The organism is Microbacterium petrolearium (assembly GCF_054782875.1).
In genome coordinates, this window is sequence record NZ_BAAGRQ010000011.1 from 1 (window position 1) to 15594 (window position 15594).

Here is a 15594-nt window from a genome sequence, read left to right on the forward strand (position 1 = left end):
GGGCACGATCGTCTGCGCCGCCATGGGACGCGCCACGACGACGCCGCCGGCACGGCGGCGCGTGGCCCGCCGCACGGCGGGGAACTCGCGCAGCCGCTCGGCGCGCGCCGGGAGTCCGCCGTCGCCGCCGCGCGCGCCGCGGCCCCGACGCAGTCCCCACGCCAGGCCCGCGCCGATCGCCACCACGGCCGCCACGGCGATGGCGATGAGGGGCCAGATGCTCGTCAGTGCCATGCGTTCACCACCTCGCGGGCCGCGGCTGCGCCGGCGTGCGGATCGATGACGGGACCGCGGGCGAACAGGCTCGGGTAGTAGTGGCGCTTGACCGCGTCGACGAGCGCGGGGTGCACGCCGTGGGCCTCGAGCTCGTCGAGCGACATGACCGGCGCGGCGATGCCGGTGTACTCGTTCACGAACGCGCGGGTCAGACCGCTCAGCTCGTGGTTGGCCCGGCGGGGGGTGAGCGCGCCGTCGGCGTACGCGCGCTCGACCTCGTCGATCCGGCGCAGGTAGTCGCCGCGCAGGGCATCGAGTGCCTGCGCGGTGGGGCGGCCGTCGTCGGCCGGCGGCGCCTTCACGGGGCGCTCGCGCGTGAGGAACAGGATGAGCCACACGGCCAGCACGATGACGACGAGGATCGCGGCGGCCAGCAGCAGCCAGCCGCCGCCGTACTGCACGGGCGGGTAGAGCTCGTCGGCGGGCGCGGCCAGTCGCGCCGCCGCCTCAGCGCGCGCCGACATGGGCGGCCCTCCTGTGCAGCAGCGCGATGAGCCGCGGCACGACGTCGTCGTGCGTCGACACGTCGGCGTGGCTGATCTCGAGCGCGTTCAGCGTCTCGGCGCGGCGGGCGTCCTCGGCCTCGCGCTCGGCCGCGAGCTCGCGCCGCACCTCCTCGTCGCCGTGCAGGAACTCCGGCACCCGCCACCCGCTGTCGACGTCGCGCCGGGCGTCGCGCGAGGCCCGCTCGAGCACCGGATCGGCGTCGCGCACCGTGATCCACAGCACGTCGTGCTGCACGCGCAGGCGCCGCAGCGCCGCCTCGTGCTCGTCGGTGAGCGGCGCCTCGTCCGTGACGACGGCGATGATCATGCGGCGCTGCACGGTGCGGGCGATCGTGCGCAGCAGCGCCGCGCGGTCGCTCGGGGCCGAGGCCGGGGTGCACGCCGCGTCGATCGTGCGCAGCGCGTGCTCGAGCGCGCCCTCGGACCGGCGCGGCGGCGTGCGGCGCACGTCGGCGGCGTCGCCGTAGAGCACGCTGACGTCGTCGCCGTGGCGCACGCTCAGCAGCCCCAGCGCGCCGACGGTCATGATCGCCAGCTCCTTCTTCGAGGTCTCGTCCGGCGCCACCGCCGCCATCCGCCGTCCCGTGTCGACGGCGAACAGGATCGTGTGCATGCGCGTGGCGCGCGAGCGCTTCACGAGCAGCGTCGACAGCCGCGCCGTGGCGCGCCAGTCGATGTCGCGGATGTCGTCGCCGTGCTCGTAGCGCCGCAGGTCCTCGAAGTCCAGGCTGCGCCCGTGCAGCAGCGAGGCGTACGCACCGTCGAGCGCGTGCACCGACTTGCGCCGCGAGTGGATGAAGAGCCGGCCCTTCACCCGGGTGAGCAGGGTGGCCATGGGCTTACGGGGTCGGCACCGACTGGAAGATCGCGTCGATGAGGTCCTCGCTGCGGATGCCGTCGGCCTCGCCCTCGAAGGTGAGCAGCACGCGGTGGCGCAGCACGAGGTGGCGCAGCGCGCGCACGTCCTCCGGCAGCACGTGCGTGCGGCCGTTGATGAGCGCGAGCGCGCGCGAGCACTGCAGGAACGCGATGCTCGCGCGCGGGCTCGCGCCGTACTTGATGTAGCGCGCCCGCTCCTCGCCGATGTACGGGGCGGGGTTCCGCGTGACGTAGCCGAGGCCCACGATGTAGTTGCGGATCGCGTCGGAGACGTGGATGCGGCGCGCGACATCCTGCATGAGCAGCACGTCCTCGAGCGTGGCGGTGCTGTCGAGGTGACGATCCGGATCGAGCACACCCGTGTCGATGCGGCGCAGCACCTCGAACTCCTCGGCGGGGCTCGGGTAGTCGACGATCTCCTTCATGAGGAAGCGGTCCAGCTGCGCCTCGGGCAGCTCGTAGGTGCCCTCCTGCTCGATGGGGTTCTGCGTCGCGATGACGAGGAACGGCTTGGGCAGGTGGTGCACCTCGCCGCCGATCGTCGTCTGGCGCTCCTGCATCGCCTCGAGCATGGCGCTCTGCGTCTTGGCGCTCGAGCGGTTGATCTCGTCCAGCAGCACGAAGTTGGCGTGCACCGGGCCCAGCACCGTGCGGAACGTGCCCGTCGAGGCGTCGTACACCTGGTTGCCCGTGATGTCGCTCGGCAGCAGGTCGGGCGTGCACTGGATGCGCTTGAACTCCGCCGCGACGGTGTCGGCGAGCGTGCTGGCCGCCGTCGTCTTGGCCAGGCCCGGCACCGACTCGAGCAGGATGTGGCCGTTGGCGATGAGCGCGACGAGCAGGCTCGTGCGCAGCCGCTCCTGACCGACCATGCGCAGCGAGTACGACGCGGCGATGTGGTCGAGGACCTCGCGGGCGCGGGCCAGTTCCTGCTCGGTCGGTGCGGCGCTCGTCGCGGGCATCGGCTCCCCTTACCTGTGTGCGGGACGCAAGTCGCGTGGTGCCGCGTCGAGGCGGCCCTCGGTCAGCCTACGTGCGCCGCGGCGACCCGGGCGTGGGGGAGTTCTGCCCGGTCAGCCGTCGACGGCCGCGCGGTCCGGGTCGCGCCGGCGCCTCAGCGCTCGAGCAGCGGGTCGCGCCGGCGCCCGAGCGCGACGACCGCCCACGCCACGAGGGCGAACGCCGCCGCGATCCCGACGATGTACAGCGCGACCCCGCCGTACCCGCCCTGCACGTGCGGGTTGAGGAACGGGTACGGGTACCACCACGGCTCGCCCGTGCCCGGGTTGGTGATGAGGCCCGCGCGGACGAGGGTGTAGACGGCCCACGCGATCGGGTACATCACGATGATCCCGACCGTGCCCCACGGCAGGCCGCGCCGGCGCGGGGCGAACAGCGCGTCGAGCAGCAGGAGCAGCGGCCCCACCACGTGAAGCACCTCGTTCGACCACGGCACGGTCTGGCCCTGGGGCAACTCGATGCCGCGCAGCAGGAGGTTGTAGACGAGGCCGGTGATGATCATGAACGTCGTGACGGCGGCCAGCGCGACCGCCAGCCAGGCCGGATCGCGCTCCTCGCGCGACGTCCAGCCGCGCACGGCGGCGACGACGAGCACGACGGCCGCGAGCACGTTCGATTCGATCGTGAAGAAGCTGAGGAAGTTCGCCGTCACCGTGGGCAGGTGGAAGTCGTTCGCCACGGCGTTCTGCAGGGTGCGGTCGAGCTGGGCGATCACCGCCGCCGCGATGAGGGCCGCGGCGGCGAGCCGCAGGATGCCCCACACGGCGGTCCGGACCCGGGTGCGCGCCGCCGGCGCGTGCGTCGTCATGCGAGTCACAGTAGCGGTGTGCGGGGCGAAGCCGGACCCGGAGGTGTCGGCGGCCGCACGTAAGCTCGATCCGTGATCACGGGTGAACTCAAGAGCAGGATCGATCGGGTCTGGGACGCGTTCTGGTCGGGCGGCATCTCGAACCCGCTCGAGGTGATCGAGCAGATCACCTATCTGCTGTTCCTCCGCCGCCTCGACGACCAGCAGACCGACGCCGAACACGAGTTGCGGCTGACCGGCTCGACGTCGCGCCCGATGCCGTTCGGTGAGGGCCAGGAGCATCTGCGCTGGTCGCGGCTGCGGGCGAATGGCGACAGCGCAGCGGTGTACGAAGTCATGTCGGAGGAGGTGTTTCCGTTCCTGCGCGGTCTCGGATCGGAGATCGCGGGGGTGGAGACCACCTACGGCGCTCACATGCGCGACGCGCGCTTCACGATCCCGAGCGCGGCGTTGCTCGGCAAGGTCATGGACCAGCTCGACGAGATCCCGATGAAGGATCGCGACACGAACGGCGACCTCTACGAATACCTGCTGTCGAAGATCGCCTCGGCCGGCGTCAACGGGCAATTCCGCACCCCGCGGCACATCATCCAGTTGATGGTCGACATGATGGCCCCGAAGCCCGGCATGGAGATCGTCGATCCCGCCTGCGGCACCGCCGGTTTCCTGATGGCCGCCGCGGAGTACATCCGCGCGGAGCACCCCGATGTGCTCGTCGACCAGGTGCAGTCGAAGCACTTCCACCACTCGGCGTTCCACGGCTTCGACTTCGACTCCACGATGCTGCGGATCGGCTCGATGAACATGCTGATGCACGGCGTGAACGCACCCGACATCCGCTACCGCGACTCGCTCGCGGAGGGATCGGCGGATGACGCGGAGTCGTACGACATGGTGCTCGCCAACCCCCCGTTCGCCGGTTCTCTGGACTACGAGGCGACGAGCAAGGAGCTGCAGCGCGTCGTCAAAACCAAAAAGACCGAGCTGCTGTTCCTCGCGCTCTTCCTGCGCCTGCTGAAGACGGGCGGTCGCGCCGCGGTGATCGTGCCCGACGGCGTGCTGTTCGGATCGAGCAAGGCCCACAAGGACATGCGCCGCATGCTCGTCGACGAGCACAAGCTCGACGCCGTCGTGAAGCTGCCGTCGGGCGTCTTCAGGCCGTACGCCGGGGTGTCGACGGCGATCCTGTTCTTCACGAAGACGGGGGCCGGCGGCACCGACGACGTCTGGTTCTACGACGTGCGCAGCGACGGCTTCTCGCTTGACGACAAGCGCACGAAGCTCGAGACGTCGGATCTGCCCGACGTGCTCACCCGCTGGCGGAACCGTGCGGGGGAGAAGGAGCGCGCCCGCACGGAGCAGTCGTTCCTCGTGCCCGCCGACGAGATCCGCGGGCAGGGTTACGACCTGTCCATCAACCGCTACAAGGAGGTCGAGTACGAGGAGGTCGAGCACCGCCCGGTGGCCGACATCCTCGCCGACGTCGAGCGCCTCAACGCGGAGATCGCGGACGGCGTGCAGGAACTGCGGGGGTTGCTGGCGTGACGTGGCAGCGCGTTCGGCTTCTGGAGGTCGCACCCCTCGTGAAGGACCGCGTGACCCCTTGGGTTGGGGTACGTAGATATATCGCGACTGGCGATGCCGATGATGAGGGGAATCTCGGCGGTGTCGCCATCACATACGAAGAGCGACCGTCACGCGCGGACTTGGTGGGTGCCCCCGGCGACATCGCGTTTGCGCGTATGGCTGCGACCGCAAAAGTCTTCGTGATGGATGAGCGTGCGTCGAGGGCCGTGTTCTCAACCGGATTCGCCATTCTTCGTCCGCGGCCTGAGCGCGCCAATGTGCACTTCCTGAAGCACTGGTTGCGCTCGTCGGAAACTCAATTGACGATGGACAGCTTGAGTGCGGGCGCGACACAACGGGCATTAACTAATGCAGGGCTCGGCGCGCTGGAGATGCCGCTCCCGCCCGTTTCTGAACAACAGCGGATCGCGGCGATCCTTGACGCGGCCGATGCGATCCGCGCGAAGCGCCGCGCCCAGCTCGCCCACCTCGACGCCCTCCCCCAGGCTCTCTTTCATGAGATGTTCGCCGGGCGGTCCGACGCGGTTGTCCCGTTGGGTGAGGTGGTTCCGTCCATCGACAGTGGTGTCAGCCCCGTCGCGGAACCTCGCGCAGCGGTAGGAGATGAGTGGGGCGTCCTCAAGCTAGGCGCGGTGACCTACGGGAAATTCCGACCGTGGGAGAACAAGGCTTTCCTCGGCGATGCAAGTTTCCTTCGCAGGCACGAGGTGAAGGACGGCGATGTCCTCATGACTCGCAAGAACACGCCCGAGTTGGTGGGTGCCGTTGTGTTTGTGAGGGACGTTCCGCCGCGGTTGGCGATCCCAGACCTCGTGTTCCGCCTCAACATAGATCATGAACGTCTCGACGGTGCGTACGTTCAGGCTCTCCTGATGTCCCGACGGATGCGGCGCCGAGTACGCGGGCTCGCCGGCGGATCGGCTGCATCGATGTCAAATATCTCGAAGTCCCGTTTGTCCGCGCTTTGGATCCCCGTCCCGCCCCTCGCCCTGCAGCAGGAGTTCGCCGCCAAGGTCGAGGCGATCCACGCCGAGCGCGCTCGCGTCGCTCGTGCGCTCGAGGCCGACGACGAGCTCTTTGCCGCCCTCCAGCACCGCGCCTTCCGCGGGGAGCTGTGATGGCTGATGTCTATGTCTATGCCGACGAGACCGGCAACCTGGACTACGCGCCGCAGGGCAAGTCGGGCGCGACGCCGTACTTCGGCTTCGGCACCGCCACGTATCGCGACGGTCATGGCGAGGCGCTTCAGGGCGGGCTCCAACTGCGCGTCGAGCTGGAGCACCGCATAGGAGCGAATGAGCGATCGCTTGCTGACGGATTCCATGCGATCAAGGACTCGAAGACGACCAAGGCGGAGGTGTTCGCGGAGATCCAGCGTCAGGCTCCACGCATCGACGCCACGCTGTTGCTGAAGGAGAACGCCTACCCGCGCATCCGCTCTGAGGGCGAGATGCGGCTGTACAAGTTGGCCTGGTTCATGCACCTGAAGTACCTCGTGCCGCAGGTGACGAAGCCGGGGGATCGTCTGATCGTGATCGTTGCGACACTCGGCACGGCCCGGCGGCTCACCGAAGCGAGGGCAGCGCTACGCGACGTCTGCTCCCAGGTGGCCGTGAACTACACGCTGTGCGTCTGGAACGCCGAGACGGCCTGGGGCCTTCAGGTGGCTGATTACGCACTCTGGGCGGTGCAACGTCGCGCGATGGCGAAGAGCGGTACCTGGTGGGATGACTACATCAGGCCGACGACGAACTCCGTGTTCTTCCCGTGGGGTCAGTTGTCCGAGACGCCGTCCATCTGGCGGTGAGAACGAGGGCGGCCAGCTATCCCGGAGGAAGACATCCCCTGGACGTCTTGTCGCTGGCCACCACTGACGTAAGCGTCTCACGATCCTCGGACATTCCCAAGAGCACCGATTGACGGGCTCGGGCCTGACATTCCGAGTGCCCGGCCAAACCGCCATCCGGGCACTCCAACTGGGCGCCGAGGCGCGCCAGGGGTTGGTCGATGGTACCGGCGGCCGTGTGATGTCGCACGGCGCCGATACGCTGATCCTGACTTCTGTGTGATCGGGGGATCGGTGAGCAACTTCGGGTTCATCCGCGACGAGTGGCCGGAGCTGTATGAGGCGTGTCAGCGGGCGGAGTCGTACGTTCTCTCCGACGCGCAGGCGGCGGGCAAGTACGCGCGCAGCGCGGTGGAGGCGCTCGTCGAGTACCTGTTCGTCGAGGTCTTCGGTCTGCTCGAGCCGTACCGGAGCGATCTCAACGCGCGGATGAACGACAACCAGTTCAAGCTGCGCACGTCCGTCGTGAACGCGAAGATGAACATCATCCGCCGAGTCGGCAATGACGCCGTCCACGAGAAGCGCAAGCTCTCGTCGCGGGAGGCGCTCGAGCTGCTGCGGCACCTCTTCGACGTCGTGGTCTGGACCGTCAAGCACTACTCGACGTTCCCCGAGGCGGCGCCGCTCGGATCGCAGTTCGATGTCGATATCGTGAAGCGGCGCGCACCCCTCACGGCCGAGCAGCAGATCGCGCTCGCGAAGCGGATCAAGGCGGATCAGGAGGCCGCGGAGCGGGCGCTCGCGGAGCGCGACGCGACTCTCGCGGAGCGCGACGCCGAGATCGCGCGGCTGCGGCAGCAGATCGCGGCGGCGCAGGCGGCGGACGCGACTGCGGACACTCACGACTACCGCGAGGACGACACTCGTCGTCAGCTCATCGACCTCCTCCTCCACGAGGCCGGATGGCCGCTCGATCAGCCCCGCGACCGCGAGTACAGGGTCGAGGGCATGCCGGTCATCCCCGGCGTCAACGAGTCGGGCGTCGGGTACGTCGACTACGTGCTGTGGGGCGCCGACGGGCTCCCGCTCGCGCTCGTCGAGGCGAAGCGCACGATCAAAGATCCGGCTGCCGGCGGCCCGCAGGCGAAGCTCTATGCGGACCGGCTGGAGGCGGTCACGGGGCGGCGACCCGTCATCTTCCTGTCCAACGGCGATCGGCACCAGATCTGGGACGACGCCGCCGGCTATCCGCCGCGCGCCGTCGCCGGTTTCTACACGCGCGACGAGCTGGAGCTGATGATCGAACGCCGCGCGCTCCGTCGGCCGCTCACGGCCGCGCCTGTCGACACGGCCATCGCTGGGCGTCCGTACCAGCTCCGCGCGATCGCGAAGGTCGGGGAGCATTTCGATGCGCTCCAGCGCAGGGCACTGCTGGTCATGGCGACCGGCACCGGGAAGACGCGCACCACTGTCGCGCTCGTCAAGCAGCTCATGGCGCAGGGCTGGGTCAAGCGCGTGCTGTTCCTCGCCGACCGGACCGCGCTCGTCAGTCAGGCCGGGCGGGCGTTCTCCGAGCACCTTCCCGACGTCGCCACCGTGAATCTCACGTCTGACAGGGTCACCAAGGGCCGCGTCTACCTCTCCACCTATCCGACGATGATGAATCTCGTCGACGGCGACCGGGGCCCGCGCGGCGAACGGCGGTTCGGGCCGGGGTTCTTCGATCTCATCGTCATCGACGAGGCGCATCGCTCGGTGTACCAGAAGTACGGCGCGCTGTTCGACTGGTTCGACGGGCTGCTGCTCGGTCTGACCGCCACGCCCGTGGACGACATCGCGCGGAGCACGTACCGGCTGTTCGGCCTCGAGCCCGGCGTGCCGACAGACTCGTACCCGCTCGATGAGGCGATCGCGGACGGTTACCTCGTCGGGCCGGAGGGCTACTCATATGACCTCGGCTTCCACCGCCGTGGCGTGCGCTACGACGACCTCTCCGAGGAGGAGCGGGAGGAGTGGGACACCCTGGATTGGGACGAGGAGAGCGACCACGACGACCCGCCGATCGAGGTTGAGGCGGCCCGGGTCTTCCGCACGCTCTTCAACGCCGACACGGTCGACAAGGCGCTTGCCGAGCTCATGACCCATGGCCACCGGGTGGCAGGAGGTGACCGACTCGGCAAGACGATCGTCTTCGCGAAGAATCAGCGCCACTCGGATTTCATCAAGGAGCGGTTCGATGCGCAGTACCCCCACCTCGGTGGGGACTTCGCGCAGGTGATCACACACGCGTCCTCGTACGCGCAGCGCCTCATCGACGACTTCTCACAGCCGGCAAAGGCCCCGCACATCGCGATCAGCGTCGACATGCTCGACACCGGCATCGACGTGCCCGAGGTGCTCAATCTCGTGCTGTTCAAGGAGGTGCACTCGAAGACCAAATTCTGGCAGATGATCGGGCGCGGAACGCGACTGGCACCGGGGGTGTTCGGCGACACGGGCGACCCATCGACCGACGACAAGTCGGGCTTCCGGGTCTTCGACTTCTGCGGCAACCTCGACTTCTTCCGGATGGAGCCCGCCGATCGCGCTGCTTCGGTGCCGGCATCACTGGGCAGCCGACTCTTCGCGACGCGCGCGGCGCTCGTCAGCAGGATCGCCCCGGGTACGGACGACGCGGAGGCCCGCGCCTCTGCCGCCGCGTGGCTGAGCGAGTTCGTCGCCGGGATTCCCGCGGAGTCGTTCGTTGCGCGCCCGCACCGGGAGCTCATCGAGCGATACCGGGACATCGCGGCGTGGCAGGCGCCGATCGGCGCGGTCGAGGCGGGAGACGTCGCCGCCGCGCTGGGCGGCATGCCGACGGCGGTGGCCGACGACGACGAGCAGGCGAAGAGGTTCGACCTGCTCCTGCTGCGCCGCGAGCTGGCGCAACTCGAGGGGGACGAGGCGACCGCGCGTCGCATGCGCGACAACGTGCAGCAGGTGGCGAGGCTGCTGCTCGAGAAGCTCGCGGTCCCGCAGGTCGCGGACCAGGCAGAACTTCTCGAGGCGCTCACGAGCGACGAGTGGTGGGAGGGCGTCACGCTGGCGATGCTCGAGCACGCGCGACGCGCGATCCGAGGCCTCGTCCAGTTCCTCGACAGGAAGAAGCGCAAGGTCGTGGTCGTGGACTGGGCAGACGATCTGGGCGAGCGGCGCGGCGTCGACCTCCCGATCGTCGCCGTCGGGGTCGACCAGGCTCGCTTCCGCGAGAAGGTCACGGCGTACATCCGCGCGCACCGCGATCACCTCGCCATCCAGAGACTGCGCCGCAATCTGCCGCTGACCGAGACGGATCTCGGCGAACTCGAGCGCATCCTCATCGAGCAGGGGGAGGGCACGCCGGAGGCTCTTGCCAGGGTGACGGGTGATCGAGGACTCGGCATCTTCGTCCGCTCGCTGGTCGGTCTCGACCGCTCGGCGGCCGAAGCCGCGTTCGCCGCCCGACTGGCATTCGGTGGCCTGACATCGGGCCAGATGGAGTTCCTGCGCATGGTGGTGGACGAGCTCACCAGCCGAGGCGAGATGGACCCGAGGCGCCTCTTCGACAGCCCCTACACGGATCGCGAGTCCACGCGCATCGACGTCGTCTTCCCCGACGAGGAACACCAGCGGATTGTCGTGGACGTTCTCCGCGAGATCGAGGCGTCCGCCACGCCCGCCGCCTGACGCGCGCGGGGGCGTCGCCGGGGCGCTCGGTAGGATCGACGGGTAGCGCACCCGATCAGAGGGGGAACCCGTGCCAGGCATCGTCATCGTGGGCGTCCAGTGGGGCGACGAAGGCAAGGGCAAGGCCACCGACCTGCTCGGCGACCGCACCGACTGGGTCGTGAAGTTCAACGGCGGCAACAACGCCGGCCACACGGTGGTGGTCGGCGACGAGAAGTACGCGCTGCACCTGCTGCCCTCCGGCATCCTGTCGCCCGGCGTCAACGCCGTCATCGGCAACGGCGTCGTGATCGACCCCGAGGTGCTCTTCGCCGAGCTCGACGCGCTCTCGGCGCGCGGCGTGGACGTGTCGAAGCTGCGCGTGAGCGCGAACGCGCACCTCATCACGCACTACCACCGCACGCTCGACAAGGTGACCGAGCGCTTCCTCGGCAAGAAGCAGATCGGCACGACGGGCCGCGGCATCGGTCCCGCGTACGCCGACAAGATCAGCCGCGTGGGCATCCGCGTGCAGGACCTGTTCGACGAGTCGATCCTGCGCCAGAAGGTGGAGGGCGCGCTCGACCAGAAGAACCACCTGCTCGTGAAGGTGTTCAACCGCCGCGCCATCACCGTCGACGAGATCGTCGACGACCTCCTCTCGTACGCCGATCGCCTCGCGCCCCTCGTGGCCGACACCGGCTACCTGCTCGACGAGGCCCTGAAGCGCGGCGAGGTCGTCGTGTTCGAGGGCGGCCAGGCCACCATGCTCGACGTCGACCACGGCACCTACCCGTACGTCACGTCGTCGTCGGCGACGGCGGGTGGCGCGTCCACGGGATCGGGCGTCGGCCCGAACCGCCTCGACCGGATCGTCGGCATCGTCAAGGCCTACACGACGCGCGTCGGCTCCGGGCCGTTCCCGACCGAGCTGTTCGACGAGCAGGGCGACTGGCTGCGGGCGAAGGGCTTCGAGTTCGGCACGACGACGGGCCGCCCGCGCCGCGTCGGCTGGTACGACGCGCCCATCACGCGCTACGCGACCCGGATCAACGGCATCACCGACCTCGTGCTCACCAAGCTCGACGTGCTCACGGGCCTCGAGCAGATCCCCGTCTGCGTGGCGTACGACGTGGAGGGGCGCCGGTTCGACGAGGTGCCGGTGAACCAGACCGACTTCCACCACGCCCAGCCGATCCTCGAGCACTTCCCCGGCTGGAGCGAGGACATCTCGGGCTGCCGCACGTTCGAGGACCTGCCGCAGACGGCGCAGGACTACGTGCTGGCGCTCGAGCGCATGAGCGGCACGCGTATCTCGGTCATCGGCGTCGGCCCCTCGCGCGACCAGGTGATCGTCCGCCACGACCTCGTCGACTGAGCCTCACTGGCCGCGGGCCTCATCGGTTGCTGAACGGAGCGGCCGCTGGCCGCGGAGATGAGGCGACCACCGCAAGCCCGCCGGCCGGGTTGCGCTGGTCGCGTCCTCTCCGGCGCGCTGCACGCCTGCGTTCAGCAACCGAGGGTTGTCGAGGTGTCGAAGGCGCGGCTGCGGCGGGGCAGGATGGGCGCATGAGGTTCTTCATCGGCGGGCGCGGATCGGACATGGGCGGCGACGGCGCCGGGATCGGCGTCGTGACGGCGGGCGACGCCGACGCGCCGCTGGCATCCGGGCCGCTGGCGCATCGCGGCGATGCGGTCGAGACGCCGTCGCCCACGTGGCTCGCGCCGCACCCGTCGGCGCCCGTGCTGTACGCCGCGCTCGAGGGCGCGCAGCAGGTCGCCGCGTTCCGGCGCACGGGCGAGGCGACGCTGATCCCGCTGGGCGAGCCCGCCGCGGCGGGCGAGGCCGTCTGTCACGTGGCCGCCGCGCCCGACGGCTCGCGCCTGATCGCCTCGTGCTGGGGCGACGGCCGCGTCGTGCACATCCCCCTCACCGCCGACGGCCGCCTGGGCGAGCCCGCCCTCGCCCCCGAGGCCCACGACCCGTACTCCGCCGAACCCGCGCCCGATCCGCGAGCCCGCATCGGATCGGGCGCGGGCTCGGCGAACGAGGGCGGGTTCGGCGACGACACGGCCCTGCCCGACTGGGCGGGGGCCGTTGATCTCGGGGCGCTCGTGGGCGGCGGGGCAGACCCGGGGCGGATCGCGGCGATGCTGGCCGGCACGGACGACGGATCGGATCCGGCCGCCGAACTGCGGGCGCTGCTCGGCGGGAAGGCCGACCCGTTCGACGATCCCGCCGTGCGCGATCTGCTGGACCGCGCGCGCCGATCCGGCGGCGCCGAAGGCGATGACGGCCAGGACGAAGCGCTCGCCGACGCCCTGCGCGGCGCGGCGCCCGCGCCGGCCGAGCCGCGGCCGTCGCGCGCGCACGCGGCGCTGTTCCTGCCCGACGGGCGCGTCGCGACGACCGATCTGGGCTTCGATCTCGTGCGGTTCTGGCGCGTGGGCGCGACCGGCCTCGTGCCGGATCACGAGGTCGTGCTGCCGTTCGGCACGGGGCCGCGGCACATGGTGCTGCACCCCAGCGGCTTCCTCTACGTGGTGACAGAGCTCTCGTGCGAGGTGTTCGTGCTCGCGCGCGGGGCCGACGGCCGGTGGGCGCTGCGCGCCGGCGCGCAGACCGGAGCCGCCGAGGGCGACACGGCCGCCGAGCTCGCGCCCTCGCGCGACGGGGCGTTCCTGTACGCGGGCCTGCGCGGCAGCGACACGATCTCGGTGCTGCGTGTGGCGGGGGACGGCGACCGCCTCGAGCCGGTCGCGCTCGCCGAGTCGGGCGTCGCCACGCCGCGCCACCACGCGATCGTGCGCGACACCCTGCTCGTCGCGGGCCAGGGGTCGAGCGAGATCGTCTCGCTGCCGCTCGACGAGCGCACCGGCTTCCCCGGGCGCGTGCGCCACCGCCTGGACTACCCGACGCCGACGCGGATCCTGCCTCTCGGGCGCTGATCCGCCCGCCGGCTGATCCGCCCGCGGGCCGATCCCGGCCCTACGACGGCCCCATGCGCAGGGCGCCGTCCATGCGGATCGTCTCGCCGTTGAGGTAGTCGTGCTCCACGATCGCCTGCACGAGCCGGGCGAACTCGTCCGGCCGCGCGAGCCGGCGGGGGAACGGGATCGCCTCGGCGAGCGAGGCGCCCACCTCGGGCCCGAGCGAGGCGAGCAGGGGCGTGTCGACGATGCCGGGCGCGATCGTGTTCACCCGGATGCCGTGCGCGGCCAGATCGCGGGCGGCCGGCAGCGTCAGCCCCACGACGCCGCCCTTCGACGCGGCGTACGCCGCCTGGCCGATCTGCCCCTCGAAGGCGGCGACCGAGGCCGTGTTGACGATGACGCCGCGCTGCCCGTCGCCGTCGGGCTCGGCGCGCGCGATCCGCTCGGCGCCCAGGCGCAGCACGTTGAACGTGCCCACGAGGTTGACCTCGACGGTGCGGCGGAACAGCTCGAGGTCGTGCGGCCCGCGCGAGGACAGGACCTTGCGGGCCGGCGCGATCCCCGCGCAGTTCACGACGACGCGCAGCGGCGGATCGCCCTCGCCCAGCGCGTCGAGCGCCGCCGACACCTGAGCCGGATCAGTCACGTCGCCGCCGACGTACCGGATCGCGTCGCCCCAGGTGCGGCCCTCGACCGCCTCGGGCAGGTCGAGCGCGACGACGAGCGCACCCGCGTCGGCGAGCCGCTCGGCGGTCGCGGCGCCGAGTCCCGAGGCGCCGCCCGTGACGAGGGCGGCGGTGTGGGTGAGCTCCATGGTTCCTCCTGCGTCGCTGCGGGGGTGGACGCGGGCACCGGCGTCCTGTGACCATTCGAAGGGATCGACGCGCCGATGTCGAGGGCGACGCGGGCGCAAGAAGGAGTGGACATGCAGAACGCGGTGATCGTGGACGCGGTACGGACCCCGTCGGCCAAGGGCAAGCCGGGCGGCGCGCTCGCCGAGGTGCATCCCGTGGACCTCGCGGCGCACGTGCTCGCCGTGCTTCTGGAACGCAGCGGCCTCGAGTCGGCGCAGGTCGACGACGTGATCATGGGCTGCGTCAGCCAGCTGCGCGACCAGGGCTCCAACATCGCGCGGCAGGCGGTGCTCGCCGCGGGGTTCGACGAGTCGGTGCCGGCGGTGACCATCGACCGGCAGTGCGGATCGAGCCAGCAGGCCGTCTCGTTCGCGGCGCAGGGCGTGATGGCCGGCGCGTACGACGTCGTCATCGCCGCCGGCGTCGAGTCGATGAGCCGGGTGCCGCTGGGGTCGTCGGCCGAGGGATCCGTGCGGGCGGAGGGGATCGCGCGGCGCTACCCGGACGGCCTGGTCGGCCAGGGGGTCTCGGCCGAGCTCGTCGCGCGCAGGTGGGACCTTTCTCGCGAGCGGCTCGATGCGTACGCCGCCGAATCGCACCGCCGCGCCGCGGCGGCGTGGGAGGCCGGGCTCTTCGACTCGCAGGTCGTGCCCGTGCCGGTCGGGGCCGGCGCGTTCGACCGCGACGAGACGATCCGCCCCTCGACCACGGCCGAGGCCCTCGCGGCGCTGCCGCCGGCGTTCCGCACGTCCGAGCTGGAGGCGCGCTTCCCCGAGGTGACGTGGGACGTCACGGCGGGCAACTCATCGCCGCTCACCGACGCCGCCTCCGCCGTGCTCATCATGAGCGAGGAGCGGGCCGAGCGGCTGGGGCTGCGGCCGCGCGCGCGGTTCCACGCCTTCAGTGCGGTCGGCGACGATCCGCTGCTCATGCTCACCGCGCCGATCCCGGCCACCCGGCGCGTGCTCGAGCGCGCGCGGCTGGCGCTCGACGACATCGACGTGTACGAGGTGAACGAGGCCTTCGCGTCCGTGCCGCTCGCGTGGGCCGCCGAGCTCGGCGCCGACCCGGAGCGACTCAACCCGTGGGGCGGCGCGATCGCGCTCGGGCACGCGGTGGGGGCGTCGGGCACGCGCCTGCTCGGCACGATGCTCGCGCACCTCGAGCATACGGGCGGCCGCTACGGGCTGCAGACGATGTGCGAGGGCGGCGGCATGGCGAACGCGACGATCATCGAGCGGCTCTGATCCGGCTCGGTAG

The 15594-nt window shown here is 70.8% G+C and carries 12 protein-coding genes and 1 pseudogene; 7 read left to right on the forward strand and 6 right to left on the reverse strand.

Going from position 1 to position 15594, the window contains the following annotated elements:
- From ACYVJ0_RS09590 to ACYVJ0_RS09610, 5 genes and pseudogenes are all read right to left on the reverse strand, one after another.
- Nucleotides 1–234: pseudogene (locus tag ACYVJ0_RS09590) on the reverse strand (hypothetical protein); the annotation flags it as partial.
- Nucleotides 225–740 carry a hypothetical protein gene (locus ACYVJ0_RS09595; RefSeq protein WP_460817523.1) on the reverse strand — a complete coding sequence of 172 codons (516 nt, stop codon included), beginning with the start codon at nucleotides 738–740 and terminating at the stop codon, nucleotides 225–227. The pseudogene ACYVJ0_RS09590 and the gene ACYVJ0_RS09595, both read right to left, overlap by 10 nt.
- Nucleotides 724–1617, reverse strand: a complete 894-nt coding sequence (locus ACYVJ0_RS09600; protein WP_460817524.1) for a DUF58 domain-containing protein — start codon at nucleotides 1615–1617, stop codon at nucleotides 724–726. The genes ACYVJ0_RS09595 and ACYVJ0_RS09600 overlap by 17 nt, the downstream gene beginning before the upstream one ends.
- Before the next feature lie 4 nt (nucleotides 1618–1621).
- A complete protein-coding gene (locus tag ACYVJ0_RS09605) occupies nucleotides 1622–2623 on the reverse strand; it encodes an AAA family ATPase (protein ID WP_460817526.1) in 1002 nt (333 codons plus the stop codon).
- Nucleotides 2624–2775: 152 nt separating this feature from the next.
- A complete protein-coding gene (locus ACYVJ0_RS09610; RefSeq protein WP_460817528.1) occupies nucleotides 2776–3489 on the reverse strand; it encodes a Pr6Pr family membrane protein in 714 nt (237 codons plus the stop codon).
- Between the two features lie 72 nt (nucleotides 3490–3561).
- Here ACYVJ0_RS09610 and ACYVJ0_RS09615 point away from each other — a divergent pair, with 72 nt between their 5' ends.
- The 6 genes from ACYVJ0_RS09615 (at nucleotide 3562) to ACYVJ0_RS09640 (ending at nucleotide 13495) form a co-directional block, all read left to right on the forward strand.
- Nucleotides 3562–5034 carry a type I restriction-modification system subunit M gene (locus ACYVJ0_RS09615; RefSeq protein WP_460817530.1) on the forward strand — a complete coding sequence of 491 codons (1473 nt, stop codon included), beginning with the start codon at nucleotides 3562–3564 and terminating at the stop codon, nucleotides 5032–5034.
- Nucleotides 5031–6194 carry a restriction endonuclease subunit S gene (locus ACYVJ0_RS09620; protein WP_460817532.1) on the forward strand — a complete coding sequence of 388 codons (1164 nt, stop codon included), beginning with the start codon at nucleotides 5031–5033 and terminating at the stop codon, nucleotides 6192–6194. The genes ACYVJ0_RS09615 and ACYVJ0_RS09620 overlap by 4 nt, the downstream gene beginning before the upstream one ends.
- Nucleotides 6194–6883 (forward strand): DUF3800 domain-containing protein, encoded by a 690-nt coding sequence (locus tag ACYVJ0_RS09625; RefSeq protein WP_460817534.1) that lies wholly within the window; start codon nucleotides 6194–6196, stop codon nucleotides 6881–6883. Before ACYVJ0_RS09620 ends, ACYVJ0_RS09625 begins: the two co-directional genes overlap by 1 nt.
- Before the next feature lie 273 nt (nucleotides 6884–7156).
- Complete coding sequence (locus ACYVJ0_RS09630) at nucleotides 7157–10567, forward strand: DEAD/DEAH box helicase family protein (protein ID WP_460817535.1); 3411 nt, start codon at nucleotides 7157–7159, stop codon at nucleotides 10565–10567.
- Nucleotides 10568–10637: 70 nt separating this feature from the next.
- Nucleotides 10638–11924 (forward strand): adenylosuccinate synthase, encoded by a 1287-nt coding sequence (locus ACYVJ0_RS09635; protein ID WP_460817537.1) that lies wholly within the window; start codon nucleotides 10638–10640, stop codon nucleotides 11922–11924.
- Nucleotides 11925–12115: 191 nt separating this feature from the next.
- Nucleotides 12116–13495: a lactonase family protein gene (locus tag ACYVJ0_RS09640; protein WP_460817539.1), complete on the forward strand. Its 1380-nt coding sequence runs from the start codon at nucleotides 12116–12118 to the stop codon at nucleotides 13493–13495.
- Between the two features lie 40 nt (nucleotides 13496–13535).
- Here ACYVJ0_RS09640 and ACYVJ0_RS09645 read toward each other — a convergent pair whose 3' ends face one another.
- Nucleotides 13536–14294, reverse strand: a complete 759-nt coding sequence (locus ACYVJ0_RS09645; protein ID WP_460817540.1) for an SDR family NAD(P)-dependent oxidoreductase — start codon at nucleotides 14292–14294, stop codon at nucleotides 13536–13538.
- Between the two features lie 111 nt (nucleotides 14295–14405).
- On the opposite strand from ACYVJ0_RS09645, the gene ACYVJ0_RS09650 reads away from it, so the two are divergent.
- Nucleotides 14406–15581 carry a thiolase family protein gene (locus tag ACYVJ0_RS09650; protein WP_460817542.1) on the forward strand — a complete coding sequence of 392 codons (1176 nt, stop codon included), beginning with the start codon at nucleotides 14406–14408 and terminating at the stop codon, nucleotides 15579–15581.
- Nucleotides 15582–15594: the final 13 nt, after the last annotated feature.